This is a genomic window from Sagittula salina (assembly GCF_017813235.1).
In the GTDB taxonomy this organism is placed as follows: domain Bacteria; phylum Pseudomonadota; class Alphaproteobacteria; order Rhodobacterales; family Rhodobacteraceae; genus Sagittula; species Sagittula salina.
On record NZ_JAGISH010000015.1, the window covers coordinates 28,302 to 54,326 of the forward strand.

Here is a 26,025-nt window from a genome sequence, read left to right on the forward strand (position 1 = left end):
GGGTCGTGGGGCACCTTAGCCCCAATCGAAGCCAGAAAGCGCGGTCAAAGCCTGTTCGGAAAGCAGCCGCCTCTGGGCCGTCTGGGTGTAAACCCGAGTCGTCGAAGGCTGCGTGTGGGCCAGCACCGCGCCGATCTGCTGCTCATTTATTCCGGCCTCCGCCAGCAGCGTTGCCATACCCTTGCGCACCCCGTGCGAGGACCGATCCGGAAGGCCTGCCGCATCGCACCAGCGCCGAACGCGCGTTCTCAGCGTCTCCACATTCTTGAACGGCTTCCCCCGCTCAGAAAGGAGGTAGGCCGGGCCGACAACCGGCATGGCGCGCATGGTGCGCAGGAGCGGGGGCAGGATGGGCATCGACACGAACGCGCTGCCCTTCTTGCCCGGTTGCCATTCGAGCCACACCGCGCCGTTGTGCGTCACCTCGTGTTCACGGCCCAGCAGGGCCAAGTCTCCGATGCGCGCGCCGGTGAACATTGCCAGCGTCAGCCACAGGAACGCCATCGAGCCGGGCCGGTGCGTCTTGGCAAACTTGCGCATGTCCGCCGCGCTCCACGGGGTCGCGCCGCCCTTGCTCTTGTGGATCTTCCGAATACCCTCCGCCGGGTTGGCGTCGAGGTCTCCGGCCTCCACCGCGAAGCGATACATGGCCTTCGTCGCCTTCATCATGTTGTCGGCTTCTGCCGGGGTCTCTGCGCGGGCGTTCCGCACCCGGATCAGCGCGGGCTGGGGAAGGTCAAGGTGCAGATCGCCGTATCGGTCGCCGTCGTCGTCGAGGTGATCGCAGAGCCGGGTCAACAGGCTACGCCGCTGCTTGAGCGTGGATGGGCTGGCGTTGCCGCCCTTCACCATGCGTTCGAGGTGGTCAAGGTACTTCTCCCTGAGCCAATCTAGAGATTGGCGCGGGGCCTGCGGTTTCACTGCCTCTCCGTGCCACTTCTCACCGGCACGGGCCGCGCGGTAATGCTCCAGAAACTCCGGATGCTCCGGGCCTACGGGTACGGTTGTCTTCTTCCGCTTGTCGCCCTGCTTCCGCACGACATGGCGGACGTTGCCAGAGGGCAGCGTCTCGCTATACCAGCCGGGGAAAGGGTTTGGCGGGGTCACTTTTCACCGTAGCGTTTCGGGCCATTCTGACGCTTGGCCGTCAACTCGTCTACGGCATAGTCAAATTTGACGCCATCCGGACCCACGGCCACAATCCGGGCCATGGGGTTGATCTCCCGCACCGCTTCCCAGGCGTCCTTGATCTGGTTCGGCGTTGGCATGGATGGTGCTGGGGCTTTAGCCATGGCATCCTCCTTTCTGGGTCCGGGGCGCTGTCATTCTGCGCCTTCGGGGTGGCGGCCGGGGGCCTGCGCAGGGGAAGACAGCGCGCGTCCGGCGTCCGCGATCCACGCCTCAATTTCCTCAATGGCCGCGACCGTATGGGCATCCTCAGGAGCGGTGGACAGATCGCCGTCCTCTCCGATACGGATGCCGCTTTTCAGCCCCTCGCTTTCGACGCTGAGAAGGTCAGCGCCGGCGCGGAGAAGGGCCTCTAAGGCGGCGATGCGGGGTGCCTCGGAGGCTTTTCCGACCTTTACGCCGACCCGGTATCCATGCCGGTTCGGGGCGCATATCGCGGACGCGATCTCGTGGGCTATCACCCCCGGATTGTCGCAGCCGATCAACAAAAGTCGGCCAATGCTGACCCCAAACCCGTCCCGCAGCATGATCTGCTGTCCGGCAGTGGAAAAATAAGGAGCGCCGCTGTGGATTTTCGCTTCGGTCATGCCGCTTCCCCCCGAACCTTCGCCTGGGCGGCGCGCATCACGTCGTAGATCGGCTGCCGCTGTTCCGCGGGCAGAGTCTTGAGATGCACCTGGAGCGCCTGAAGAACGGCTTCCGCCTCGGACTTCTGGCGCTCCAGGTGCTTCGCATGCCGCGCGGCCGCCTGCTCCTTAGCGGCCAGACGCGCGGCGGTGGCCTCGAGGTCCAGTTTGTGCCGAAGCGCGGCCCGGGCAGCTCGTTTGGCCGCAGCCTCGCGCTGCTCCCGTTCCACCTGGTGGGCGTGGCGGATATAGGCGTAAACCTTCAGCTGCCTTCGCAGGAAGCGGATCTTGGCCCGGGCACGGTGCGGCCAGGTGGGGTCGCGCTGTGACACTGAAATCTGCCCATCGGCGTCCTGCTGGAGCTGGAGCAGGATGTCTGCGATTTCCCCGTCTGCCTCGTCCACGGCTGCGGCTGCGGTTTCCTCACAGCCGGGCAGGTCGTCCTGTTCGAGGCGGGCGGCGGCCATCATCGCCTCAGGAACCGTAATCGCACTCATCTCACGCCATCCCGAGCGCGGACTTATACATCTCCAGCACCGCTTCCTCCTCCGCGATGTCGTCGGCGCTGCGCTTGCGGAGCAAGATCACCTTGCGCATCACGGTCGTGTCGTAGCCGCGGCCCTTGGCCTCGGCCATGACCTCCTTGATCTGCTCGGCCACCTCCTTCTTCTCCTCCTCCAGCCGCTCGATGCGCTCGATGAACTGCGTCAGTTCACCGGCCGCGATGCCGTGGCTTCCGGCGGTTTCCGTGTTCTCGGTCATGTCACACCTTTTGTTTTAGGCCGATGCGCGCGTACAGCTTGGCCAATTTGTCCTGCATGTAGGTTCGGTCCGTGTCCGCCAGGATGCGGGCAGCGGCAGCGCGGAGATCCGCGTCGTCGTAATCGAGAGGGGCGGCGAGTATCGCCAGGGCTCGGTCGAGATCCATCGCTTGGCGCCTGTGGTGGCCGGGGCGCGCGACGGCGCCCCGGTAACTCAGACGAGTTCGTTGCGAACGCGCTTGTCCACGGTCTCGTAGATGTCGGGGGCCTCCTCACGCATCTGGGACAGATCCTCGTGGTAGAAGCCCGCGACGCCGGCGGCGTCCCCATCGTCGTCGTCACCAGCCTTCGACATCTCGAGTTCCTTCGCGATGCGCGCCGCAAATGCCTTCCAGTCCTTCGACCAAGTCGCAGGGTCGGTGGGCTGCGAAGTGGGCGCGAGATCAAGCTCGGCTTCCGGTTCGGGCGCGGTATCCTCCTCGGCGGGTTCCGGTTCCGGTTCCGGTTCCGGCTCGGGCTTAGGCTCCGGCTTCGGTTCGGGCCTCTTCTTCGCGGGCTTGGGCTTCTCCTCGGGGGCCTCGTCCTCGACCTCTGCCGGGGCTGGCGGCGTGCGGTTCACCTTCGGCGCCGGGGCCTGATCCTCGACGGTTTCAGCGTCCTCGACCGCCGGGTTTGCCGGGGCTGCCGGAGCCCGCAGCTCGTGCGCGGGTTCGGGCTGGGGCGACACGTCGCGCATGGCGGCCTGCTCGTCCTCGACCTCGGTCGCCGCAGGCATGCCGATCATGACCTCGGGGCAGTAGAGGCGGATCAGTGCCGCCGCCGTCCGGTACTGGAGCATGGTCTCGGGGATCGACTTGTATTTGGCGTTGCGGGTCCAGCCATCGGCCTCTGCCTGGGCGAAGGTGATGGTCTTCTCCACCTTGTTGCCGGTCGAGGCGAGCGTGGCGTAGGCGGTGACTTCGATATCCTTGCCCGCGCCCTGCGTCTTCCACTCAATAGTGCCCTTGAACACGCCGCTCATGTTCGCCTTGGCGATCATGTAAGTGGCGTTCCACCCGGCGCGGCCCCCGACGAAGAAGATGTTCTGCGCCACCGTCAGGGCGTCCTCGTTGAGGCGTTCCGCGATGTTGAGGCACAGCACGGCATTGGCAACCGCCGCCTGATGGTCGCCCTTGCGCAGATGCTCTGGGAACAGCGGCGAAGAAGCGTACATCGCCGCCACGCGCTGGATGTGATTGAATGCGTGCGGGTCCATCAGGTCGAACTTGATCCGGCCCGAGGCCGCCATGGTGGGCTGGTAGGCCGGGGCCTGTCCCTGCGTGGTCATCTGGTTCATTTGCTCTGATCTCCTTTGTCGAGAGCGGATTTGATCTTGATGTTCAGATCGCGGACTTTGTGGCGATTGAACGGAAGGTCGTCGGCCGTGTCCGTTCCGGCGCGGGCGGCGCAGAACCCGGACATCCAGCAGAGAACGTCAGAGAGGGCGTGGGAGAAGGCCTCCGCCTCCTCCCGGGTCATGTCGATGTCGAATTTCATGCTGCGAACCCCGTCCAGTCGGGCACGCTTTTCGCGAGCTGCGCCTCGATCTCGCGCTGGCGGAAGCTGGGCGGGATCATGTCGGCGGCGGGGCCGTCCCAGACGGAGGGCCAGCGGCCGGTTTCCCAGCAGATGGCGAAGCGGTTGAGCGCGGTGCGGATGTCGAGGCGGGCAGCGGCCAGCAGGTCCTGCCCGATGGTGCTCTGGCGCGCGATGCGGCGCAGTGCGATGCGGGAGGGCTTCTTCTTCGACTGCACGATGTAGACCACGCCCAGCGGTTCGATCCCGAGGCACTCGTTGGCGCCCCAAAGTTGCAGCGCGGTCTGGATGTCGAGGCGGAAGTCGCAGAGGCTCTTGCGCGACCAGTCGTCCGGGGTCGCCGCGTCGGTCGTCTTGTAATCGACGATCCAGTGGCCCGATTCCGGCGGGGTCAGGTCCGGGCGTGACTTGATGAACACGCCGGTTTGCGGATCTTGCCAGATGTGTGACTGCTCGATGCGGCACCCTGCCATAAGCGCGCGCGCCTCGCGGTGCGACGCCAGGGCGTCGGCCATGTCGCAGATGCCGTCCCATTCCTCGGGTTTCAGCACCGAGCGTCCGGCGGCAGCCTGTTGCGCGGCCCAAGTCTTTGCCGCCTTTGTCGACAGCGCGCCGTTGGAGCCGAGGATGTCGGCAGGGATCACCGCCACGCTCTCGCCGATGCGCTGCGGTTCCAGCAGCATCAGGTGAGCGGACTTGCCGATGTCAAAATGGCGCTTCTGCGGCGCGATGCCCTGCGCAATCGCTTCTTCCTGCGCGCGCTTGCGCACCTCCGCGACCACCGGGTTAAGCGCGGAGCCCTCCCAATAGTCGGCGGGGTCGTTCAACATCTGGCGCAGGCCGGTGCTGGAAATCGAGGGGCCGGCGCAGCAGTCTCCGTGGTAGAACTCATCGGGCAGGTCGTCGTAGACGCCCGGGCCGAGCTTGATGGACGTGATCTCGATTGGCGTGACCTGGTTCATGCCCGCGCCTCCGCCCGGCGGGGCAGGGGGCCGGTCATCGGGACGCGCCGCTCGGGAGAGCAGATATTATTCCACTGCTCGCGCCGGAACGTGTCGGCCTTCTTCATGGCGGCCATGGGCGTCGGGGCTTTGAAAACCCAGCCGAAACCGGAGATGATGGCGATTGCGTCGCCGTCGCCGCGCGCCGGAACGTAGGTCTCGATCTCGCGGTCGAGGATCGTGATGGGGACTTTTTTGGTCTTGGACATGCTGAAACCCTCATGAGGATGTCAGCTAAAATTAGCGCACTGCAAACGATTTGCAAAGAGCAAAAAATTTGTTAACGAGGCGGCACTTTTCAGGCAGTGTCTGCAACGCAGACTCCGAGGTGAAATTGTATGAATACGAATAGTGAACATAGCAAAGCAAAACCCGCAGAAAAGGAGGATCTGCGGGTCATGAATTCGCTACTGATTCTAATGGGGCGCACTGAGTTCGACGAGTTCAGTGCTTGGATCGGGAATACCTATCCAGAACTGCTCGGGCCATCGTGAGCATCATCTCGCGTTGGCCAGGGTCTGCGTTCTCGAATGCCCGGGTGATCTGCTCGATCTCGTTCTCGCTTGGCGCTGAGAAGTCCACGAGTTCGGACGGGTTCACCCGCAACGCATTGGCGATGGCGTTCTGCATTTCTACGCTGAGTTTACGCGTGCCGCTCTCGATCTGGCTCATGTAACCCTTACTGATGCCGATGGCTTCAGCCAGCGCCGTCTGGCTGACTTTCTTCCGTCGTCTGACCTGCTTGATCTGTAGCTTCATGGCCCCTGCTGCGACTAAAGTCCGGTAGGGGAGAGAATACCTGTACTTAGTTGCAATGTGCAAATTACTCCTAAGCGCCATTTGCGTTGACCTCGTTGTAAAAAGTTAGCAATATGCAAACTACCTAAGGTACTGGCGCGAGGCTTTCAAGTATGGGTTGCACAAATAGGGACTGCTCATCCGACGGTGGGAGCATGACCATCGCGGAGTATGTCGCGTTCCGAAAGGACATGGGCGACACGCAGGCCAAGATCGCTGATGATCTGGCTATTGCCGACTGCTATCTCAGCCAAATCCTCAACGGTGTCCGCACGCCTGGCAGTGATGTGATGCGTCGCATCTCCATGGCCACTGGCGGAGTGGTCGATATGAATAGCTGGCTCCGTCACGGCATCCATGATGGCGAGACTCAGTAAGTCGGAGGCCGCTGCACTCGGCCTTGCAGGATTCGATACGCCCAAACGGCACAAGTACGGCGCCCGTGCGACCGTTGTTGACGGGATCAAGTTTCCGAGTGTGAAGGAAGCGGAGCGCTGGTGCGACCTGCTGAACCTCCAGCGATCAGGCCACATCCGCGACCTGCGCCGACAGGTGAAATTCCAGCTCGTCGGGGCCTCCGGGCCCCTGCTCGATGACCGCGGGCAGCAGATCGTCTACATCGCGGATTTCGTCTACGTCGAGGCGGGACAGGCGATCATCGAGGACTCCAAGGGATTCCTCACGCCCGCCTATCGCCTGAAAAAGGCAATCATGCGCGGCATGGGCTACGAGATCAGGGAGACCTGACGTGGCAAGACAGTCCTACGATCCAGCGCGCGCCCGAACGAAATACGCAGTCCCGATCTGGGCCGACGCATTCCTGCGCGACACCATGGGGCTGGATGCGACCGACATCGGCGCATGGCATCTGCTGATATATGCGATGTGGGCCAATCGTGACCTGCGACTGCCGAACAAGGACAAGCCGCTCGCCACGATCTGTCGCGTGTCCCGCACGATCTGGGTTCGGCGCCTCCGTCCGACGCTGGAGCCCCTGTTCATTGTCGATGAAACCTGCTGGCGCAGCCACAGGCTCGAAAAGGAGGCGCGCAAGACAGAAGCGTTCCTGCTGCGTCAGCACATGAGGGCTCTGGGGCAGGTGCCAGATCAGGAGGAAATGGACTTCGAACCCACGCAGTTGGTGCCGCAGGACGAGGCGGGGCAGGACACTTTCAGGGGCCGCCTGCTGGCCGCCGCTGGGGTCGATCCCGTCTCTGGCCTAACGGGTCGGGGCGGTTCGCGTCTGGGGGACGAGGCGCAGATGATCGAGGCACGGCGGTGGATTTCCGACCTCGACCTTTCGGAATCTCAGGTACTCGACGCGATACGGAACGTGATGCGCGGCAAGCGCGGCGGCCCCCCGAAAACTCTCACCTATTTCACCCCGGTCATGGAACGGTGCGCAGGCGATCTGCGTGCCGCCCAGACCAAGACCATGGAGGCGCAAGATGTCCCCCCGAGAACTCGTGAAAACCCCTCTGGCACCACGGGACGTGCTGGAGGCTCTGGCCTCGCAAGCCTCGTCGCACGGCGTCAGCTGGAACCTTGACCTCCAGCCGGTCAAGCCGAAGAAATTCCCCCACAGCTTCCTTGTTCCGGGCCGCTGGCATCTGACCGGCAGCGCCGAGGGGCGTGCTACGATCGCCAGCCTCGTTGAGCGCAGCATGTCGCCCGCTTCCGACTGGCAGATCGAGCAGTGGCTGGCCGAGCTGGACGTGATCTCTGCCCACCGGGCCGAAGACGATTTCACGGCTGCTCTGAAGCTTCGGGCCTATGTCGATCGGTTGAACCGGTTCCCGGCGGACGCGGTTCACCACGCTCTGCTGGGCCTGCCGTGGGCGTTTTTCCCGAGCTGGGACGAGCTTCAGAAGGCGCTGGACCTGCTCTGCGCCCCGCGCCGCACGTTGTTGCGAGCGCTGCGCGAGCCGCCGGAGGATGGTGCGCGACCGCGCAACAAGCCCGATGCCGCGCGCCGTGCCGAGATCCTGCGCGAGAACGGATTCGGCCACCTCGTGGGGCCGCGCGGATGACCCGCGACCTCGGGGAGATCGCAAAGGCATGGCTGCAGGATCGGCCATATGGCGGCTTCAACCTGATGATGGTGGACCCGCCGTGGAAATTCGAGAACTACGGCGAGCCGGGCAAGAAGTCGCCCGAGGCGCACTACACCTGTGAGGACATCGAGTGGGTACGCGGCCTGCCGGTGGGTGACCTCGCCGGGCCGAACTGCCTGCTCCTGCTCTGGGCCACCGGGCCGATGGTTCCGCAGCAGTTGACCTGCCTCAACGCTTGGGGGTTCCAGTATTGCACGATGGCCTGGTGGTCCAAGAAGACCGTCCACGGGAAGCAGTCCTTCGGCCAGGGCCACGTCCTGCGCAACGCGGGAGAGCCCATCCTCGTCGGCAAGCGCGGCCGCGTGAAGACCACGCGCAGCACCCGCAACACCTGGGAAGGCCTCGCGCGCGGCCACTCGCGCAAGCCCGAGGAGGCTTACGCCGCGGCGCATGCGCTCATGCCGGAGGGGCGCGAGGGCGAGGGGTTCATGACCCCGATCCGTGCGGACGTGTTCGCGCGCCAGCGCCGCCCCGGCTGGACCGCCTTCGGCAACGAAATCGACAAATTCGCAGCAGCATAGGAGATTGCAATGCTGAAATTCATTCGCAGGGCCTTCAGCATCAAGCGCCTGATCCGCGAGTTGGAGGAGAAGGAGGCGAAGATCGCCACGCTGGAAACCGAGCTGCGGGTCTTGCGCAACGCGCCGACGTTCCAATCCGTCGCCACGCCCATCGACGTGGGCAATCTGCCCGAGAGTATCCGCCAGAAGGTGATTGGTGATCTCGCCACCATCCTGCGCCGCGACGCCGTCGATTGCCTCGTGCAGGGGTTCCACGGGATCGAGCGGCAGGGGCTCTACCGCGTCTCCGGCATGGCGGCACTGGACGCGCGGGCTGCGATGGTGACGATGGAGTTCCGCATCAATTCGGCCGGAACCAGGATCGAGGTCTATGAACACGCGATCAAGCTTCGGCGGTGAAGCCGACAGGACCGGCAAACGGCAAAGCGCCCGGGGTAGGGATACCGCCTGGCGCTTTGCGGATCTGAGGCACCCATGTGGTGCCGTCGCTTACCCACGTGGGCATCTGCAACTTCCTGACCTGCCACGGGGGCGGGAAGCCGTTCGGATCGAAGCCGCGCTCGTGCATGTAGCGCAGCGCCTCGGCCTGCTGTGCGTCGTGCGCGGCCCAGGACGCGGCGTGCTTCTCCGGCCCCCATTGCGCCCATGTCGTCGCGCGATCCGAGCGCAAAGCAAATCCGAGCGATCCGTGCCACTGGCTGACGGTTGTGCTCCACCAGCGCTCGAGCTTTCCGCCCAGGCCGCCGGTGCCGTCGCCCTTTACCTTGTTGTCGATGTAGCGCTCGATGATCTCGGCGCAGAGTTCCGGGGTATCGGTCGACGCGCCGCAGCCCGTCCAACTGCGAAACCCGGTGCTAGAGAAGCACGGGCTTCCCTCGGGAGACGTGGTGTAGGCGCAGAATCCGGGGTTCATGATGCAGGACGGCGCCAGAATGACGGTCATGCCGCGCACCTCGACTTCGACAACGGGGAGGTGCGCCTCTCCGGGCGATACCGTGATGATGTGCTCTGCCTCGCCGTAGGCGCGCGTTGGAACCATGTACCGGCCATGCTCGTCGCGGGGCAGTTTGGCATACATCGGATGGATTTTCTGGGCATCGGGATCAACCGGATCGTGAGCGACCTTGGCCGGAGGCGGTGGAGCCGCCTCGAACAGGTCGAAGAAGGACATTTGCCGATTGTCTTTGTGCCGCTTGGCCATGGGTCTTCCCTTTTGTTGGCGCGCGGACCGGGCAGGGAGGAGGAGAGCCCGGTCCGCGCTGTACGCCCTACCGAGGGGAGGAGGGGCAGGGCGTATTTCGTCAGGCGAGGTTCCCGCCCATGTGCAGGCGCGCGAAGCGCCCGGAGTTCATGTGCTCATCGATTTTCTGTGAGGTGGCAGCCAGCGCGCGTGCGGCCTTCCAAGCCTCGTAAATCTCGGGGATGTCGTTCGGCTGGAGCGGAGGGTCGCCCAGCTTGCGCTGCGGCCAGCCCATCTCGGCCAGCATGTCGAGGGTTTTCAAGGGCACGCACATGACCCAGCCCGAGAGATTCACCGTGCGGTTCTCGCCGGTGGCGTCGTTGATTGCGAACCAGCTTGTGCGTCCATCATCCATCCGCTCGCTGAACACCGTCCAGCCGCGTACACGCGCTTCCTGATCCGCGAAGCGTCTGCGGTTCATTTCCCTGAAATCTCGCATGGTCTCTCTCCTGTCTGCTCGGGATCGGGCCGCGCATGGGGCGGCCCTCACCGGATCAGACAGCCCGAACGGGCTGGTGCAGGTTGGCGTCGATGTCTTCGATGGTCGGCGCAGGGCGTCCGCGCAGGGCCCGGATGGTATCCGAGACGGAACTGGCGCAGGCGAGCGTGGTGCTGTCGAAGCAGTGCACAATGGTACTGCGCGTCGCTCGGTCGAAAGTCACCGCCATCACGCCGCTGGGCCGCACGTACTGCCACCCGGTGCCGGTCGCGTCGGGCAGGGGCACGAAATCGTCTTTGGTCGTCATCGCCGCCCCCATCAGTCCAGCCGGATGAAGATGTTGCCCTCGGCGGAGCGATAGTTGGCCCCGTCTCTGAGGCGCGCGGCCATCACCCGCTCGTCGACGTAGGGATTGGCAGGCAGGCGGCGCATCGTGGCCCGCGTCGTCACCGTCAGAGCATCGCCGGAGGCGGAAATCACCGCGATGCGGCTGTGGGCGAGGAGCGGTCCCTCGACCGGCGTCAGACCGGCGAGGACGTTCAGCACGTCGCGTTCGTCCTGGGTCAGGTCGCTGGCCTCCAGCGCGGCATCCTCCACCGTCAGGTAGCAGCCGCCCAGCCGGGCCAGCATCGCCGCGCAGGCCTCGTCTTCCACGATCTCGGCAGCCCACGCGGCCCTCGGATCACAATCCTCCAGCATCATCAGGGCCTCAAACCCTGTCACGCCGTCGTCCAGAACGCTCTCGCGCGCATGAAAATGATAGCTCATTCCGGTCTCCCTCGGCCCGACGAGGCGAAATTGCCTCCTGCAAATCGCTGTGGGCCATCCAAGCCACAAAGCCCGCGCGTCTTGCGCGTCTCCGGCTAAAATTAACGCTATGCTAAAAGTTTGCAGCGCGCAAGCGGGACGTGCCGACCATGCCCAAAATCAGGTTTCGCGCTTATTCGTGCGTTTTTCTGCACCGTGTTTTGCGATAAAAAAACGCAGGTATTTGCAAGGTAAGTGCCTGTAATATCTATAGGCGGCTTTAGCCATGGCTCTGCCGTGGTATTGCCGGGGCGAAGCCAATCCAAGACACCAAGATATGGTATTGGTGGTGACGCGCGAGGGCTTCCGTGGATGTGGAATGAGTGCTAAAGTTTGCTGAGGGCAGACTTTAGCAGGCAGGCATGGGCATCCTCCCGAAAGAGCGGCACGAAGTATTCGCGCAACGGCTTGCAGCTGGTGCATCCCAGGTCGATGCCTACGAGGCCGCCGGGTACAAGCGCCATGCTGCTAATGCTGCACGCCTTGCAGCCAACCCCGACGTGCAAGCTCGCGTGGCTGAGTTGCAGGAGATCGCTGCCCAGGGCGCCGTCGTCGATGCTGCCCGCGTGCTGCGCGAGATCGGCGCCATTGCCACCTCCGACATCCGCCGGATTTTCGACGCGACGGGCGCCCTGCGCCGCATCGAGGATCTGGACGACGACACCGCCGCCGCCATCCAGGCAATCAAGGTCGTGGTGCGTCCCGTACCCGGCACGAAAGGCCGTGAAGTCGAGCACGTCCACGAGGTCAAGCTTTGGGACAAGGGCCGCGCCCTCGACCAACTCGGCAAACACCACCGCCTCTTCGAGCGCGCAGGCGAGGACGAGAACCCGCTCGCCGCCTTCGCGCAGCATCTCATGGCCAAGGCCAAGCCCATCCCTGTCGCCGGGCAGCGCGACGATTCCGACGAAGACGAAGGAGACGACGATGACGATTGAACCCGGTGATCGGCTGGTACTGCAGAGCAACGCCAAGGGCGGCTGGACCACCATCCACTGCAACAACGGTGACTACTACAACTACAGCAGCGCGCGCGAGATGATCGACGCGCTGGCAAAGCTCACCGGTGCCACAGCGCCTACGCCTCTCGTCTACGGCATCGACCTCGCGTCCGGCCCCGAGGAGGTCCGCCGCGCCGAGCTCACGCCCGAGGAGATCGAGGCGGAGATCACGCAGCGCCTCGCAGCGGAGCGCGCGGAGGCCGCCGAGATCGACCACGCCGCCTGGTACATGGCCATGCTCGACGAGGTGCAGATCCTCGTCGACACGGCCATCCGCGCGCAGGTGGGGACCATCGAGGCCATCAAGCGGCGCATCGAGGAGGTAATCGCGGACGGCAAGGCCGAGCCGGAGGACCGCGCAGAGGACTTCATGCGCATCCAGGAAGAGCTTTTGCACGGCTCTGCACCCACCAACCCTGAGGATGATGGCGCATGAGCGGGCAGGCCCCACGCCTCAAATTCGTGCAGGGCAAGCGCATCAGCGTGGACGTGGGGCGGGGGATCGTCACGATCTCCGGCCGCCAGCACCACGACCGCATCCCCTTCGACCGCCTGCCGGGCCGTGTGGCGCTCTACAAGAGCCTCCACGAAGGTCGCCCGCAGTTCTATGGCGATGCCCTCGCCGCCTCGCAGGAGGCCACCAGAATGCTTGCCGCGATCCTCGATGAGACGAGGGCCGCAGCATGACGAGACGCCCCCCCAGCGCAATCCACGGCAGGCTGCTGCGCCTGTCGGAACAACCAGCCCTCGATGATCGTCAGGTGCAGGGGTCAGGCGCAGACGTGACGACCTGGCAATCGAGTGGAATGCAGCGTTCTTTGGCCCACGAGACGGGCCTGCAATGACGGCACTTCCGGCATATCGAGCCGACCTCGAAGAGGTGCCGGAGGATTTCGTCCCGTCCACGCCGGTCGAGTTTCTCTGGGCATGCTCCTCGTGGCGCTGGCGGATATGCGGGGGCTACCTCTACAAGATCCTGACCAAGGACGACGAGGAAACCGGCCAGCCCGGTGAAATCATCCCCTTCAAGCCTAATGGCGCGCAGCGCCTGTTCATGAATGCGCTGCACTATCGCAACATCATTCTAAAGGCGCGCCAGCTCGGCTTCACAACTCTGATCGCCATCATGTGGCTCGACCACGCGCTGTTCACCCCGAACCAGCGCGTCGGCATCATCGCCCACACTAGCGAGGACGCCGAGACGATATTCCGCGACAAGGTCGCCTTCGCCTATGACAACCTGCCCGAGGCTGTCAAATCCCTGTTCCCGGTCATAAAGCGCACCGAGCGCATGATGGGCTTCGCAAACGGTTCGACCATCCGCGTCGCCACATCCATGCGCTCCGGCACCATCCACCGGCTGCACGTCTCCGAGATGGGCAAGATCGGCGCGAAGTTCCCCGCCAAGGCAGTCGAGATCAAGACTGGCTCCCTGCAGGCCGTGCCGAAGACCGGAATCGCCATCATCGAATCCACCGCTGAAGGGCGCGATGGCGAGTTCTACGATATGGCCACACGCGCCGAGGCCCGCGCCGCAGATCCGCGCCCGCTCGGCATGGGCGAATATCGGTTCCACTTCTTTGCCTGGCACTTCATGCCCGAATACCGGGCACCAGCCAACGACAACACGCCGATCAGCGCCAAGCAGCACGAGGCATTCGACAAGGTCGAAGAGGAGATGGGCGTAGACCTGACGCTCGCACAGCGTCGCTGGTACGTCGCCAAGCTCGAAAACGACATGAGCGGCGACGCAGAAAAGATGTGGCGGGAATACCCTTCGACGCCAGCCGAGTGTTGGATGCGCTCCATCGAGGGCACCTACTACGCCGCCCAGATCGCCCGCATGAGGGCCGAGTCCCGTATTACCCGCGTGCCGTTCGTGTCCCATGTGCCCGTGCACACGTTCTGGGACATCGGCTCCGGCGACGGCACCGCGGTCTGGCTCATGCAGGATGTGGGCATGGCGCTGCGCTTCCCGCTGTTCATCGAGGGCTGGGGCGAGCCCTACGCCTATTTCGTCAACGCTCTCCGCGCCACCGGCCAGGTGTTCGGCTGGCACTTCCTGCCCCACGACGCGGCCCACGAGCGCCAGCTGGCCCACGAGGTCGGCAAACCGATCGACATGCTGCGCGGCCTCGCCCCCGACTGGAAATTCCAGATCGTGCCCCGCGTCTCCGACCTTCAGCACGGCATCCAGCTCACCCGGGAGCAATTCGCGGAATACTGGTTCGACGAGGCAGGATGCAAGGCGGGCATCGCCCACATTGAGGCCTACCGCAAGCGGTTCAACACGCGCACCTCGACCTTCGAGGACACGCCCGAAAAGCACACCGGCCACACCGAGGCCGCCGACGCCCTGCGCCAGTGCGCACAGGCCTACAGCCGCACCACCTACGGCCGCATCGAATCCGCCAACGCCAACGCCAACAAGAAAAAGGCGGACCCGCGCCGCCGCATGGGAGGCCTCATCATATGACCGAGCAGACCCGTACCGTCGAGATCGACCTGAATTTCGAGCACAAGAGCCACGTCTACGGCGACGTGACCGTGATCCAGACATGGACCATGTCCAACAAGCGCCCCTGCCTCGTCCTTGTTCCCTCGCTCATCAAGCGCCATTTCGAGCGCGTCACGCCCTACGTCGTCAGCATCGACAACGCGTGGATGTGGGACGAGACGGCCGGCGATCCGGAGGATTGCGTCTGGATGACCATGGAGGCCGTCAATGCGCTGGGACTGAGCGCCACGGACCCGGCGACCATGATCCGCATCACCTCCATCATCCGCGAGCACCTGGGCGACCTGCTGATGATGCCTCCCCTCGTGGAAGTCGCGCACAGCGCCGTCGTGGCCGATGCCATCATCACAGACGCCAACTCCGGGAAGACCCGAGACCGGGAGATTTCCGACCATGTTCACTGACCGCAACAACGTCGAGGGCACCGGCGACCAGTCGGGCGACCTGACGTTCCGTTCGCGCAAGGCGCAGGACCCCATCGACCGCCTCGACCTCGGGCAGGCCATCACCCCCAAGGTGCAATCAAGCAAGCTGGACGCCGATGCCATGGTCCAGCTCTGGCGCCGCCTTATGGGGCACTACGAGCGCGAGTTGCACCGCCAGGGCGAAAGCCGGGCCGAGCAGGCGCGCGACGAGGATTTCTACGACAACGAGCAGTGGACCGCCTTCGAGAAGCTGGTGCTGATGGAGCGCGGCCAGCAGCCGCTGACCTACAACGTCATCGCCACCACCATCAACTGGTTGCTCGGCACGGAGCGCCGCAGCCGGACGGACGCCCGAATCCTGCCCCGCCGCAAGGAGGGCTCGCAGGATGCCGAGCGCAAGTCCGAGTTGCTGAAGTACCTCGCGGACGTTAACCGGAGCGAGTTCAGCATATCCCGCATGTTCAAGGACGTGGTCGTGGCCGGAATTGGCTGGATCGAGAGCGGCGTGCAGGGCGAGGAGGAGGGCGAGCCCGTCTATGACCGCTACGAATCGTGGCGGAACATGGTCTACGACAGCCTCGCCACCGAGATGGACCTCGATGACGGGCGCTACATTTTCCGCAACAAGTGGGTGGATCTCGATACTGCCCAGGCGCTGTTCCCCATGCGCAAAGACATCCTCGCGCGGGCCGCGGACTCCACCTACGATTTCAGCCGCAGCCTGTTCGGCTCGGGCGACGAGACCATGGACGAGGCCGAGGACGACTACGCGCAGCAGGGAGGCATCTACGGCGACGGATCGACCTTCGATGCCCGCCGCCGCGTCCGCCTGATCGAGGCGTGGTTCCGAGTGTTCCAAGAAGACAGCTTCATCACCGGCGGGCAGTTCGCGGGGGAGCTGTTCGACCGCCGCTCCCCGGGCCACCTTGCGGACATCGAGCAGGGCCGCGCCACCGTGGTCCGCAAGGTCCGCGCCCGCATGCACATCGCGGTGATGTGCGAAAAGGGCCTGCTGTTCATGGCGCCGAGCCCCTATCGCCACAACCGCTACCCGTTCACGCCCATCTTCTGCTACCGCCGAGCCGCCACGGGCCTGCCCTATGGCGTGGTGCGCGGCATGCGCGATCCGCAGTCCGACGTGAACAAGCGCGCGTCCAAGGCGCTGCACATCCTCTCCACCCGCCGCATCATCATGGACAAGGGCGCGGTCGACGACATCAACGACCTGCGCGAGGAAGCCGCGCGACCGGATTCGATCATCGAGAAGAACCCGGGTCTGCACCTGGAGATCGCGGACGACCGGCAGCTGGCCCGGGAGCACATCGACCTCATGTCGCGCGGTCTCATGATGATCCAGCAGGTCGGCGGCGTCACCGACGAGAACATGGGCCGGACCACCAATGCCACCTCAGGCAAGGCAATCACGGCCCGGCAGGACCAGGGCGCGCTGGCGACCGCCGCGATCTTCGACAACTTGCGCTATGGCCGCCAGATCCACGGCGAGAAGATGATTTCGCTCTCCGAGCAGTTCATCTCGACCGAGAAGCAGATCCGCATCACCGACAAGCGCGGCAACCCCGCGTGGGTCTCGCTCAATGACGGAGACCCGGCGAACGACATCACCCGCTTCAAGGCCGATTTCGTCATCTCCGAGGACGACTGGAACGCCACTCTGCGCCAGGCGCAGGTGGAGGAGCTGCTGGAACTGATGGGCATGCTGGCAGGCACCGCGCCGCAGATCGTGCTCGCCACGCTCGACCTGCTGGTGGAGACGATGGACGTGCCGCAGCGCGAGGAACTGGTGAAGCGCATCCGCCAGATCACCGGCGCCGAGGACCCGGACGCGGATCCGAACAACCCCGACCCCGAGACCGTTGCCCGCAAGGAGCAGGAGGCCAAGCAGGCCGCCATGGCGGAGGAGGCGGCAGGTGCAGAGCTTGCCACGATCAAGGCCAAGGCCCGCGAGGCGGAGGCCAAGGCCGACAAGACCGAGGCCGAAACGCAGCAGCTTGTCGCCCAGATGGGCAAGCTCCTCGCGGACCTCGAGGGCGCCGACATCGACCAGAAGGTGCGCGCGATGGAGGCCGCAGCCGCGATCATGGCCAACCGCCACCTCTCCGGCGTGGCCGACTCCATCGTGGCCGACGCCGAAGCGAAGGCAGGCGCGCTCCTCACTGCGGGCGCACCCGCCGCGCAACCGGCCCCACAACCACCACAGCCGATGCCGATGCAGGCCCCGGCACAACCCCCCATGCCAGCACAAGGAGGCATCCCCAATGGCGTACAGCGATGAAGACCTCGCTCTCCTGACGGACGAAGAGCGCGAAGCCCTTATGGAGGACGACGACAGCGATGGCGAGCAACAAGGCGACGACGAGCCGGGTGGCGGCGACGAGACGGCTCCGGCAGCGGACGGCGAGGACACCATACCCGCCGACGACGATCCCGCCCCGGCCGCAGCAGCCGCCGCCGAGCCCGAACCGCAGCCGCAGGCAGCAGCACCCCAGCCGGAGCCGCAGCGCGAGCCCATGCCTGATCTGGCTGATCTGGATCGCCAACTGGCTGATTTCGGCACGCAACAGAAGGACACCATCTCCGCCTACGCGGACGGAGACCTGAGCGACGAGGAATACGAGCAGAAGCTCAACGACATCCAGACGGCCCGCGATGCCATCGTGGCGCAGCGCGCGCAGGTGGCATCGGCGCACGAGCAGGAAGTCACCGCGTGGCGCACGAGCGTGGAGACCCACCTCGCGCAGTATCCCGAACTGGCCAACACGCCAGAGAACATGGGGAATCTGCGGGCCTTCGACGCCCAGGTACGCGCGGTCTCTGCCAACCCGGCCTTCGCGGGCAAGCCCGACGCCGAGATCCTGCGCATCGCCCACAAGGCCGTGGCCGCCACCGCCGCCGACATGGGCCTGAGCAGCTTCCCGGCTCTCAAGGGCGCAGCGCCCGCGCCCAAGCCGAAAGCAGAGGTGCCGAAGGGCGCCGATGGCCTTGGCGACCCGATCCAGACGCTGGCCCGCGTGCCGGTCTCGGATGCGAGCCGCACCGGGGACAACCCGTTCCAGGCCCTCGATGAACTGGCCGCGACGGACACGGAAGCCTACGAGGCACATCTCGCAACCCTGCCAGAGGCGGACCGCGAGCGGTACCTGAAGTACAACTACTGACACCCGGAAAGGGGCAGGGGACATGAAGGACGACAGGACCACGCTGGTGCGACGCCTCAAGAACGGGGACAGCGTCAGCATCGGGGACGACATCATACTGGAGATCACCTCGGCCACCGAGGGCAAGCTTCGCGTTGAGATTTCGGCTCCCCGCAGCACGAACATCGTGCACAAGCGTAACACGGGGGTCCCCGTGCTTGTAGAGCAGCGCCGGTCCTGACGGCGCGGAGGGGGCGCTTGCGCGCCCCCTTCCATAACCACGCCTCATGTGGTATGAGGCAGGAATATACGGAGCGCATGATGTGCTCGTGTCGGTGCAATAACGCCAGCATGAGGACATCTGATGCAGACCATCATCCCCTGGGGCGACCCGAAAGCCCAGATGAAGTGGGGCTCCCAACTCGCCGTCGACACGAATACCGCGGGCTACTTCACCAAGAAGTTCGAGGGCAAGGGCGACAACAACATCATCGAGCAGAAGACCGAGCTGGAAGGCGACACGGGCGACCGTGTGTCCTTCGACCTCTCCGTGCAGCTGCGCGGCAAGCCCACCACGGGCGATGACCGCGTGACCGGCAAGGAAGAGAGCCTGCGCTTCTATACCGACCAGGTCATCATCGACCAGACCCGCAAGTCGGTCTCCGCCGGTGGCAAGATGTCCCGCAAGCGCACGGTCCACGACCTGCGCAAGGTCGCCAAGGCCCGCCTCGCGGAATATTGGGCGAAGTACATGGACGAGCTGAAGTTCATCTACCTCTCCGGCATGCGCGGCATCAACGAGGACTTCATCGAGCCCGAGGACTGGACCGGCCACGCGGGCAACGCGATCCAACCGCCGGACGCCCAGCACGTCTTCTACCCCGGCGCAGTCGCATCGAAGGCCACGCTCACCGCAGCCGATACGATGAACCGCGATGTCATCGAAGTGGTTTCCTCGGAATCCAAGATGATGCGCGCCCAGGACCCCAAGACGGCGAACATGAAGCCCGTCACGGTCGAAGGCGAGGATCACTACGTCGTCGTCATGTCGCCCTTCCAGGAGCGCGACATGCGCACCGCCGTGGGTGCCACCGGGTGGCTGGAAATCTCGAAGGCCGCCGCAGGGGCAGAGGGGCGCGCCTCGAAGATATTCAAGGGCGGTCTGGGGATGATCAACAACGTCATCCTGCACTGCCACGAGAGCGTGGTGCGGGCTCGCGACTACGGCGCGGGCTCCAACGTCCACGCCGCGCGGGCGCTGTTCCTCGGCCGTCAGGCTGGCGTGATCGCCTACGGCACCTCTGGCGGCGCCCGGTTCTCCTGGTTCGAGGACAAGATCGACGGGGACAACGAACCCATCGTCATCGCGGGCACCATCGTCGGCATGAAGGCGACCGTCTTCAACGGCAAGCGGTTCGGCACCATCGCCATCGACACCGCAGCCAAGAGCGCGCGCGCCGCATAAGGCGCGCGTCACCCACCTACAGCGCGCCGACTGAGGCGCGTGCCACTGCCACAGTGCGACGCGAAAGGACAGTCGAGGCATGCTGCACCAGACCCCCGCCATCACCTCGGGCCGCGAGACGCCGCCCAACCCGCGCAATGCGGGCATGATCGCCGCCGCGATCTACGAACACGCCTTCCTCGCCGCCTTTACCGCGGCGTCGGACATTCTCGAAATTGGCCCGCTGCCTTTCGGCGCGCGCATGATCGAAGCGGAACTCATCACCGGCGACCTTGGCGCCGGCGTGACCGCGACCCTCGTGACCCTGTCGGGCAACGAGGGTGAGGCCAATAACGCCCGCGTCGAGGCGCTCTCCATCCAGTCAGGCATCGCGGCGCACAACGCCTCCATCCGGCTGGCGACCGCCAATCTCCTAGCCGTGACGCCGGGCAAGGTCCATCGCGGTCTCGGGCTGAAGTTCAGCGCCAACATCGCGGCAGGCGGCACCAAGACCGTCAAGCTGCTGCTGAAGTACACGTTCTGATCCGGCACGGGGCCGGGAGACCGGCCCCGGCCACAGCCCCGGGAGACCACGCATGAAGATCGAATCCATCATCCAACGCGAGCATGGCACCCGCGTCACGCTCGACACCACCGCCTACCACTTCATGCCAGAGCGCCCGAACGGCCCTCATGTGGCAGAGGTCGAGGACGAGGACCACGTCGACACCTTCCTTGCCATCCGCGAGGGCTACCGCCCTGCCACCGAGACGGTGACCGCCATCCCGGAAGTCGCCGCACCCGTGACCCCGAAGCAGGAACCCGAGCCCGAGAAGGCCAAGGAACCGGAACCCGAGCCCGCACAGGCCCCGGAGAAAGAGCCGGAGAAGGCCGAGGAACCCGAGGCGGAGGCGGAACCCGCCAAGGAGCCCAAGAAGGACGCAGGCGGCCCGCCCTACAGCGAGGCCATGCTCAACGAGATGACCGAAGACGAGCTTGCCGAGGAGTTCAAGCGCCTGCGTGGCCGCAAGCCCCACGGCAACAGCGCACGCGATACCGTCATCGAGGTCATTCTCGAAAACTACGCCCCCTCTGGCGAGTAAGCATTCCCAACGAACGGCTGTCCTGAAGGATCGTACCCATGCCGCTGATTGCCAAGACCGTGCTGCAAGCCGCGACCACGATCCTACAGGACGGGGGCGCCGTTCGGTGGCCGCTCACGGAGCTTCTGGGGTGGCTCAACGAGGGCCTTGAGACCATTGCGATGATCTCCCCCGCCGTCTTCTCCGAAAACACAGTTCTCGTCCTCGTTCAGGGCACCAAACAGGCTCTGCCAGACACCGCCTCGCTGCTGCTGCGCGCAATCCGCAACGTCGATGGCCCCGTCATCACGCCGGTCCTGCGCGAAATCCTCGATACCCAGATACCCAACTGGCACAGCACGACTCGCGTGCCGTTCTCGCCTGTTGCCCGCCATATCGTCCAGGACAAGGCCGACCGCCGGACCTTCTATGTATTCCCGGGCAACGACGGAACCGGGCAGATCGAGGTGACGGTTGCCGCCAACCCGCCTGTGATTGCGGCGCCCGCTGACCCCTTCGACATCGACGCTTACACCGCCGAGATCGGGATCGACCCGCTTTATCGATCGGTGCTGGTCAACTACATCCTGCATCGCGCCTTCTCCAAGGACATGGACGTGGCTGGCAACCCGGAACGCGCAGCCTACCACCTCAACCTCTTCGAGAAGGCCATTGGCCTGCGCCAGCAGATCGAGATGGTTGCCAACGTCAACACCACCGGCTCCGCGCCCAACTCGTGAGGCCTAAATGGCCACGCCCACAATTCCCCTGAGCGACTTCGAGCGACTGGTGCAGCCGCACACGCCCGAGGCCCCCGTCACGCTCGTCGGCCAGGTCCTGCGCCTGGCCGCCATCGAGTTCTCCGAACGCACCAAGGCATGGCGCCAACTTGTCACCATCCAGCTGACCCGGCAGGGCCGCTTCATCGTGTCGCCGCCCTATGCCTCCATCATCGAGTTCGAGCACGCCACCTTCGACGATAGCGTGGCCCTGACACCCACGCAGTACACGGACTTCGACATCAGCGAGTTTGGGGAGATCGGCGTCCCGCGATACATCACGCAGGTTGGCCCGGACGAGGTCTCCGTCGTGCCTTTCCAGGAGGGCAAGCTCACGCTCTCCTGCTTCCTGCGCCCGCGCAATGAAAGCGAGTACGAGCTGGACGCGGCGGGCATCCCCCGCGACATCTTTGATACGGTCCCGGCCTTCTACCTGACGCAGTACGGCGAGATCATCGCCTCCGGCGCGCTGCACCGCCTGTTCATCATGCCGCGCCAGCCGTGGACCGATGGCGCGCTGGCGCAGTACCACCTCGTGCGGTTCGACGAGGGCATCAAGCGCCACGCTTCGTCCCACATGAAGGGCCAGGTGGCGGCCAAGGCTCGCGTCAAGCCGCAGTTCTTCTGAGGAGGTCCGCCATGCGTATCAGCATCGACACCTTCAAGGGCGCAATCCCGAAGCTCGACGACACCAAGCTGCCCCCGCAGGCCGCGACGCTGGCCCGCAACTGCGGCGTGGAGAGCGGTGCGCTGGCCCCCCTGCACGAAAGCATCCTCCTGCAGGCGGGCGCCGTGGCGGATTTCCACCTCCACAAGGGCGAGATCCTCACCTTTGCCGCGCGCACCAGCGTCGCACCAGGTCCCGTGGCCTCCGACAGGCTCTACATTATGGCCGAGGGCACCGACCCGGTGATGAAGGTCATGCCTGCGGGCACCGAGTACCCTCTCGCCGTGCCATACCCGAACGCGCCGCCAAGCGTCGGGATCGCCGTGGCCGCGCCCGAGCCCGAGCCTGAGTACCTGCGCGACGACAACAACGACATCGTCCTGAGCGAGAGCGGCGACCCGGTGATCCTCGTGGACGCGATCCCGCTTGAGGTCGAGACCATGGTGTTCGCCTACACCTGGGTCACGGTATTCGACGAGGAATCGCTCCCCTCGCCGCCTTCAGCCGACATCGACGTGACCGAGGGCAGCACCGTGGCAATCGGTTTCCCCGACGCGCCCCCCTCCGGCAGCCGCATCGACCGCCTGCGCGTCTACAGGGCCGTCACCGGCGCCTCCGGCACCACCGACTTCCTGTTCATCAAGGAACTGAACACAGGGGCCGCCAGCTACGTCTACGACGCGGAGGCGGACCCCACGCAGGAACCCATCCCCTCGACCTTCTACGACCCGCCCATCTCCGGGCTGCACGGCCTCACGGCGATGCAGAACGGCATGATGGCGGCCTTCAAGGGGCGGGAACTCTACTTCTGCGAACCTTTCCGCCCGCACGCATGGCCCGCAGGCTACATGCTCACGACCGACTACGACATCGTCGCCCTCGTCGCCATGGGCAGCACGCTCGGCGTCCTGACCGCCGGCACGCCCTACCGCATCAACGGCTCCGCGCCCGAGAACATGCAGATGGAGCGGTTGGAGATCAACGCGCCCTGCGTCAGCGCCGACAGCGTCGTGGACTTCGGTCACAGCGCCTTCTACGCCACCTGGGACGGGCTCGTGACCATCAGCCCCGGCGGCGCGGATGTCGTCTCCGCCGGGCTGTTCTCGCGTGAGACATGGCGTGCCATGGACCCCGCCACCATGCGCGCCGGGCGCTACGACGGGGCCTACGTCTTCACCTATACCGCAGGCGGGCAAGCCCGGACCGGCATTCTCGACCTCGCGGACGGTGCCGCTGGCTGGATCGAGACCGACACCGTGGCCGCCGTCCTGCGCCATGACATTGCCAGCGGCGCGCTGCACTACGCGGACGGAACCGGGATCCATGAGTTCGACCCGGCGACCGGCTCCCCCCGTGCGCTGGTCTGGCGCTCCGGGATCGCCGCGCTCACCATGCCCACCACCTTCGCCGCAGCACGCTTTGAGGGCGAGGCGCTGGGAGCGGACGAGGCCGATACCGGCTTTTCCGCGCGCATCTACCGCGACGGCGCGCTGCTGCATACCGTCACCGCCCTGAATACCTCTCTGCGCCTGCCCGATGGCAAGGGCACGCGCTGGCAGATCGAAATCGAGGGCAAGGTGAAGATCACCCGCGCGACCATCGCGGGCAGCATGCGGGAGTTGATTGGGTGACGGATCGCAACCGCGAGGACATCGAGCTTCTCGCCGGACGCCGCGGGCCGGAGGGCAAGCGCGCTGTGCGGCTGGAAGAGTTGCAGGCTCTGGCGAAGCGGGTGGAAACCACCGTCAAGGGCATCAACACCCTCGTCGCGCAGCAGAAGATCCCGCAGGTGCGCGAGGCGATCAACCAGATCAACCGCGACATCTACACCGCCAAGACATTCGTGATGGAAGAACTGACCCAGGCCAGCGCCATCCTGCGCGGCGAGTACCAGGACGCGGACACCGCCATAAACGCAGCCGTGCTGACCGAGATCGTCGAACGCGAGAGTGCGGACCAGGCGCTTGCGGGCGACATTTCCATCGTCATGGCCAACCTCAACGCGGCAGAGGCCAGCATCACCGCAATTTCCGGCGCCGTCGCCACCCTCAACAGCTACGCCGCAGCGACCTACGCGCTGCGCGCCAAGGCGGGCGGCGCGGTGGGCGAACTGGAACTGGTGGCCGCCTCCGACCCGATCAACGGCGACGTGTCATCCTTCCGCGTCTCCGCCGATCAGATCCTTCTCGATGGCTCCGTTTACGCCCGCATGATGTCGATAGACGAACTGCTGGTGATCGACGACGAGACGGGTGGTTTCTCGCTAGGTAAGACCAGCGCGAACGACTTCCTATCGGACGGCATGTATATCGGGCGCACGGCTCTGGCGGGTGGCGGCACTGGCTTCGGCTTTCTGTCCGGTCGAATCCGAACCGATGGGCTGCAGGAGTATATCCAGCATACCGACGAGACCGGCCTCAAGATCGCCAACGCCAACTTCCTCATCGAGGGGGGCGCTGGAACCATGGTTACTTCAACTTCCAACACCAGCTATTCGCTTCCGCCCGGCACCCAGAAAGTCAGCTTCCAGCTCTGTGGCGGGGGCGCAGGCGGCAACGGCTACAACAACCAGATCCAATTCCGGCAAGGCTCCCCAGGCGGTGCAAGTAAGGTGAAGATTTATGATGGTGCAACGCTGATCCAGGAGTGGACGGCAAGCGGTGGCACCCCGTCCGCCTCGCCCAGCTGGAACGGCCAGGACCTGCCCGGCTTCGGGGCGGGCGGTGCCGCAGGGATTTCCGACGCCAAGGTATCAGACACCCCCCCAGCCAGAGGCGTCAACGGGCAGAATGCCACCGGAAACGGCGCCGGCGGCGGATCATCGAGCACTCGGGCGCCCGGCACGGGCACAGGCGGCACTCCGACAAACGGAGGCGGTGCCGCACAGGCCGTCACGACCTCCGATTTCGACGTGTCCGGGCTGTCAGACCCGAACGTTGTCATCGAAGTCGGGGCGGCGGGACTTGGCAACGGCGGTGGTGGCGCAGACGAATCCCGCGGCGGCAATGGGGCGCCCGGAATCGTGCGCCTGACCACCTACCAGTACGACCTTCAGCCCGCAGGCGTGATCTCCCGAGAGGTGACGGCACAGGGCACAATCGTATTCCCGTCCGGGACATCGCCGTTCCCAGACATAGCACCGAACCGGGGTCTGTGGTGGATTTCAGGTGGATCTGGATCCGGGATAGAAATCGCCCCCGGCAAGACGCTCACCGCAGCAGCCAGCACCACCTTTGTCACCAACCAGCGCCCGGTCCTCACCACAAGCGGCTCCACCAGCGTCAGCTATGCCTTTTGGGCCATGGCATGAAGCTCTTTTACGACACATCGACAGGCATACCTCTCCACACCGTGGTCTCTGGCACCTATGACGGAAGGGACCGCGACGACTGGATCGAGATCCCCGACACCTTCGATATGACCGCGCTGCCCGATTTTCGCGTGGAGGACGGCCAACTGGTCGCGCAGGGCGTGGAGAGTGCCTGCGCCGCCGCGCTGGCGCACGTCAATGCCGCCTGCGGCAAGACGCGGTGCCAGTTTATGACTGCCATTCCCGGGCAGGAAATGGTCTACCTCGCCAAGGAAACGGAGGCGAAGGCCTACGCCGCGCTCGCGATCCTGCCTCACGATCTGTCCAACTTCCCGCTGCTGGCCGCCGAAGTCGGCATCACAGCTCCCAGCGCCTACGAGCTGGCGCAAATCTGGCTGAACCTCGCTGCCATGTGGCGTGATACGGCCGGAGCCATCGAGTGTGCGCGGCTGACAGCGGTCAATGCCATCCGCGAGGCCACCTCCAAGGCGCAGATCGACACCGCCGTGCAGGCGCTGGAAAGCGCACTGGCGCAGATCACCTGATTGCGGTAGGATCGCCGCACCGAGCGCAA

Annotated in this window: 37 protein-coding genes; 22 read left to right on the plus strand and 15 right to left on the minus strand. The window is 65.1% G+C overall.

The genetic code is table 11. The features are described 5' to 3' along the window. Window positions 1-15: 15 nt before the first annotated feature. The 11 genes from J5474_RS19380 to J5474_RS19430 all read right to left on the minus strand — a co-directional run bounded on the left by J5474_RS19380 (window position 16) and on the right by J5474_RS19430 (window position 5,910). Window positions 16-1,107, minus strand: a complete 1,092-nt coding sequence (locus tag J5474_RS19380; protein WP_209363162.1) for a tyrosine-type recombinase/integrase — start codon at window positions 1,105-1,107, stop codon at window positions 16-18. Continuing rightward, window positions 1,104-1,292 (minus strand): hypothetical protein, encoded by a 189-nt coding sequence (locus tag J5474_RS19385; protein ID WP_209363165.1) that lies wholly within the window; start codon window positions 1,290-1,292, stop codon window positions 1,104-1,106. Before J5474_RS19385 ends, J5474_RS19380 begins: the two co-directional genes overlap by 4 nt. A 30-nt stretch (window positions 1,293-1,322) precedes the next feature. Further along, window positions 1,323-1,775, minus strand: a complete 453-nt coding sequence (locus tag J5474_RS19390; RefSeq protein WP_209363167.1) for a hypothetical protein — start codon at window positions 1,773-1,775, stop codon at window positions 1,323-1,325. Further along, a complete protein-coding gene (locus J5474_RS19395; RefSeq protein ID WP_209363169.1) occupies window positions 1,772-2,311 on the minus strand; it encodes a hypothetical protein in 540 nt (179 codons plus the stop codon). The genes J5474_RS19390 and J5474_RS19395 overlap by 4 nt, the downstream gene beginning before the upstream one ends. Before the next feature lies 1 nt (window position 2,312). Then, the gene (locus J5474_RS19400; protein WP_209363171.1) at window positions 2,313-2,576 is read right to left on the minus strand and encodes a DUF2312 domain-containing protein; all 264 of its coding nucleotides are present in this window, start codon (window positions 2,574-2,576) and stop codon (window positions 2,313-2,315) included. 1 nt (window position 2,577) lies between these two features. Beyond that, the gene (locus J5474_RS19405; protein ID WP_209363173.1) at window positions 2,578-2,742 is read right to left on the minus strand and encodes a hypothetical protein; all 165 of its coding nucleotides are present in this window, start codon (window positions 2,740-2,742) and stop codon (window positions 2,578-2,580) included. A gap of 47 nt (window positions 2,743-2,789) precedes the next feature. Next, window positions 2,790-3,911, minus strand: a complete 1,122-nt coding sequence (locus tag J5474_RS19410) for a recombinase family protein (protein WP_209363175.1) — start codon at window positions 3,909-3,911, stop codon at window positions 2,790-2,792. After that, window positions 3,908-4,111, minus strand: a complete 204-nt coding sequence (locus J5474_RS19415) for a hypothetical protein (RefSeq protein WP_209363177.1) — start codon at window positions 4,109-4,111, stop codon at window positions 3,908-3,910. The genes J5474_RS19410 and J5474_RS19415 overlap by 4 nt, the downstream gene beginning before the upstream one ends. Continuing rightward, complete coding sequence (locus J5474_RS19420; RefSeq protein WP_209363179.1) at window positions 4,108-5,112, minus strand: PD-(D/E)XK nuclease-like domain-containing protein; 1,005 nt, start codon at window positions 5,110-5,112, stop codon at window positions 4,108-4,110. Before J5474_RS19420 ends, J5474_RS19415 begins: the two co-directional genes overlap by 4 nt. After that, window positions 5,109-5,360: a hypothetical protein gene (locus tag J5474_RS19425; protein WP_209363181.1), complete on the minus strand. Its 252-nt coding sequence runs from the start codon at window positions 5,358-5,360 to the stop codon at window positions 5,109-5,111. Before J5474_RS19425 ends, J5474_RS19420 begins: the two co-directional genes overlap by 4 nt. A 235-nt stretch (window positions 5,361-5,595) precedes the next feature. Then, entirely contained in the window at window positions 5,596-5,910 is a 315-nt protein-coding gene (locus J5474_RS19430) for a helix-turn-helix domain-containing protein (protein WP_209363183.1), read from the minus strand. A 194-nt stretch (window positions 5,911-6,104) separates the two neighbouring features. On the opposite strand from J5474_RS19430, the gene J5474_RS19435 reads away from it, so the two are divergent. Genes J5474_RS19435 through J5474_RS19460 form a run of 6 tightly spaced genes read left to right on the plus strand, consistent with a single transcriptional unit; the run spans window position 6,105 to window position 8,983 of the window. Continuing rightward, window positions 6,105-6,326, plus strand: a complete 222-nt coding sequence (locus J5474_RS19435; RefSeq protein ID WP_209363185.1) for a helix-turn-helix domain-containing protein — start codon at window positions 6,105-6,107, stop codon at window positions 6,324-6,326. Next, window positions 6,310-6,696, plus strand: a complete 387-nt coding sequence (locus tag J5474_RS19440; RefSeq protein ID WP_209363187.1) for a DUF1064 domain-containing protein — start codon at window positions 6,310-6,312, stop codon at window positions 6,694-6,696. The genes J5474_RS19435 and J5474_RS19440 overlap by 17 nt, the downstream gene beginning before the upstream one ends. A 1-nt stretch (window position 6,697) precedes the next feature. After that, window positions 6,698-7,498, plus strand: coding sequence for a DUF1376 domain-containing protein (locus tag J5474_RS19445; protein WP_209363190.1), 801 nt, complete (start codon window positions 6,698-6,700; stop codon window positions 7,496-7,498). Beyond that, the gene (locus J5474_RS19450; protein WP_209363192.1) at window positions 7,416-7,979 is read left to right on the plus strand and encodes a hypothetical protein; all 564 of its coding nucleotides are present in this window, start codon (window positions 7,416-7,418) and stop codon (window positions 7,977-7,979) included. Before J5474_RS19445 ends, J5474_RS19450 begins: the two co-directional genes overlap by 83 nt. Next, entirely contained in the window at window positions 7,976-8,584 is a 609-nt protein-coding gene (locus J5474_RS19455) for an MT-A70 family methyltransferase (protein WP_209363194.1), read from the plus strand. The genes J5474_RS19450 and J5474_RS19455 overlap by 4 nt, the downstream gene beginning before the upstream one ends. Window positions 8,585-8,593: 9 nt before the next feature. After that, window positions 8,594-8,983: a hypothetical protein gene (locus J5474_RS19460; protein WP_209363196.1), complete on the plus strand. Its 390-nt coding sequence runs from the start codon at window positions 8,594-8,596 to the stop codon at window positions 8,981-8,983. Here the strand turns inward: J5474_RS19460 and J5474_RS19465 are convergent. From J5474_RS19465 to J5474_RS19480, 4 genes are all read right to left on the minus strand, one after another. Further along, window positions 8,967-9,785 (minus strand): hypothetical protein, encoded by an 819-nt coding sequence (locus J5474_RS19465; protein WP_209363198.1) that lies wholly within the window; start codon window positions 9,783-9,785, stop codon window positions 8,967-8,969. The two genes, J5474_RS19460 and J5474_RS19465, sit on opposite strands and share 17 nt — an antisense overlap. Window positions 9,786-9,885: 100 nt before the next feature. Continuing rightward, window positions 9,886-10,263, minus strand: coding sequence for a hypothetical protein (locus J5474_RS19470; RefSeq protein WP_209363200.1), 378 nt, complete (start codon window positions 10,261-10,263; stop codon window positions 9,886-9,888). 55 nt (window positions 10,264-10,318) lie between these two features. Next, a complete protein-coding gene (locus J5474_RS19475; RefSeq protein ID WP_209363202.1) occupies window positions 10,319-10,570 on the minus strand; it encodes a hypothetical protein in 252 nt (83 codons plus the stop codon). Window positions 10,571-10,581: 11 nt separating this feature from the next. Then, a complete protein-coding gene (locus J5474_RS19480; protein ID WP_209363204.1) occupies window positions 10,582-11,031 on the minus strand; it encodes a hypothetical protein in 450 nt (149 codons plus the stop codon). Window positions 11,032-11,432: 401 nt separating this feature from the next. On the opposite strand from J5474_RS19480, the gene J5474_RS19485 reads away from it, so the two are divergent. From J5474_RS19485 to J5474_RS19560, 16 genes are all read left to right on the plus strand, one after another. Beyond that, window positions 11,433-12,008 carry a terminase small subunit gene (locus tag J5474_RS19485; RefSeq protein ID WP_209363206.1) on the plus strand — a complete coding sequence of 192 codons (576 nt, stop codon included), beginning with the start codon at window positions 11,433-11,435 and terminating at the stop codon, window positions 12,006-12,008. Further along, window positions 11,998-12,507, plus strand: a complete 510-nt coding sequence (locus J5474_RS19490; protein WP_209363209.1) for a hypothetical protein — start codon at window positions 11,998-12,000, stop codon at window positions 12,505-12,507. Before J5474_RS19485 ends, J5474_RS19490 begins: the two co-directional genes overlap by 11 nt. Further along, window positions 12,504-12,758, plus strand: a complete 255-nt coding sequence (locus tag J5474_RS19495; RefSeq protein WP_209363211.1) for a hypothetical protein — start codon at window positions 12,504-12,506, stop codon at window positions 12,756-12,758. Before J5474_RS19490 ends, J5474_RS19495 begins: the two co-directional genes overlap by 4 nt. A gap of 154 nt (window positions 12,759-12,912) precedes the next feature. Beyond that, complete coding sequence (locus J5474_RS19500; protein ID WP_209363213.1) at window positions 12,913-14,547, plus strand: terminase large subunit; 1,635 nt, start codon at window positions 12,913-12,915, stop codon at window positions 14,545-14,547. Then, window positions 14,544-14,993 carry a hypothetical protein gene (locus J5474_RS19505; protein ID WP_209363215.1) on the plus strand — a complete coding sequence of 150 codons (450 nt, stop codon included), beginning with the start codon at window positions 14,544-14,546 and terminating at the stop codon, window positions 14,991-14,993. The genes J5474_RS19500 and J5474_RS19505 overlap by 4 nt, the downstream gene beginning before the upstream one ends. Further along, a complete protein-coding gene (locus tag J5474_RS19510; protein ID WP_209363217.1) occupies window positions 14,983-17,307 on the plus strand; it encodes a portal protein in 2,325 nt (774 codons plus the stop codon). Before J5474_RS19505 ends, J5474_RS19510 begins: the two co-directional genes overlap by 11 nt. Beyond that, the gene (locus J5474_RS19515; RefSeq protein ID WP_209363220.1) at window positions 17,291-18,190 is read left to right on the plus strand and encodes a hypothetical protein; all 900 of its coding nucleotides are present in this window, start codon (window positions 17,291-17,293) and stop codon (window positions 18,188-18,190) included. The genes J5474_RS19510 and J5474_RS19515 overlap by 17 nt, the downstream gene beginning before the upstream one ends. A gap of 22 nt (window positions 18,191-18,212) precedes the next feature. After that, complete coding sequence (locus J5474_RS19520; RefSeq protein ID WP_209363222.1) at window positions 18,213-18,410, plus strand: carbon storage regulator; 198 nt, start codon at window positions 18,213-18,215, stop codon at window positions 18,408-18,410. A gap of 123 nt (window positions 18,411-18,533) precedes the next feature. Further along, window positions 18,534-19,634: a N4-gp56 family major capsid protein gene (locus J5474_RS19525; RefSeq protein WP_245216597.1), complete on the plus strand. Its 1,101-nt coding sequence runs from the start codon at window positions 18,534-18,536 to the stop codon at window positions 19,632-19,634. A 79-nt stretch (window positions 19,635-19,713) separates the two neighbouring features. After that, window positions 19,714-20,157 carry a hypothetical protein gene (locus tag J5474_RS19530; RefSeq protein WP_209363224.1) on the plus strand — a complete coding sequence of 148 codons (444 nt, stop codon included), beginning with the start codon at window positions 19,714-19,716 and terminating at the stop codon, window positions 20,155-20,157. A gap of 52 nt (window positions 20,158-20,209) precedes the next feature. Continuing rightward, a complete protein-coding gene (locus J5474_RS19535) occupies window positions 20,210-20,716 on the plus strand; it encodes a hypothetical protein (RefSeq protein WP_209363226.1) in 507 nt (168 codons plus the stop codon). Window positions 20,717-20,754: 38 nt separating this feature from the next. Next, window positions 20,755-21,435: a phage adaptor protein gene (locus J5474_RS19540; RefSeq protein WP_209363228.1), complete on the plus strand. Its 681-nt coding sequence runs from the start codon at window positions 20,755-20,757 to the stop codon at window positions 21,433-21,435. 7 nt (window positions 21,436-21,442) lie between these two features. After that, window positions 21,443-22,102 (plus strand): hypothetical protein, encoded by a 660-nt coding sequence (locus J5474_RS19545; RefSeq protein WP_209363230.1) that lies wholly within the window; start codon window positions 21,443-21,445, stop codon window positions 22,100-22,102. Window positions 22,103-22,113: 11 nt separating this feature from the next. Beyond that, the gene (locus J5474_RS19550; protein ID WP_209363232.1) at window positions 22,114-23,772 is read left to right on the plus strand and encodes a hypothetical protein; all 1,659 of its coding nucleotides are present in this window, start codon (window positions 22,114-22,116) and stop codon (window positions 23,770-23,772) included. Next, the gene (locus J5474_RS19555) at window positions 23,769-25,451 is read left to right on the plus strand and encodes a glycine-rich domain-containing protein (protein ID WP_209363234.1); all 1,683 of its coding nucleotides are present in this window, start codon (window positions 23,769-23,771) and stop codon (window positions 25,449-25,451) included. The genes J5474_RS19550 and J5474_RS19555 overlap by 4 nt, the downstream gene beginning before the upstream one ends. Next, window positions 25,448-25,996 carry a hypothetical protein gene (locus J5474_RS19560; protein ID WP_209363236.1) on the plus strand — a complete coding sequence of 183 codons (549 nt, stop codon included), beginning with the start codon at window positions 25,448-25,450 and terminating at the stop codon, window positions 25,994-25,996. Before J5474_RS19555 ends, J5474_RS19560 begins: the two co-directional genes overlap by 4 nt. Window positions 25,997-26,025: the final 29 nt, after the last annotated feature.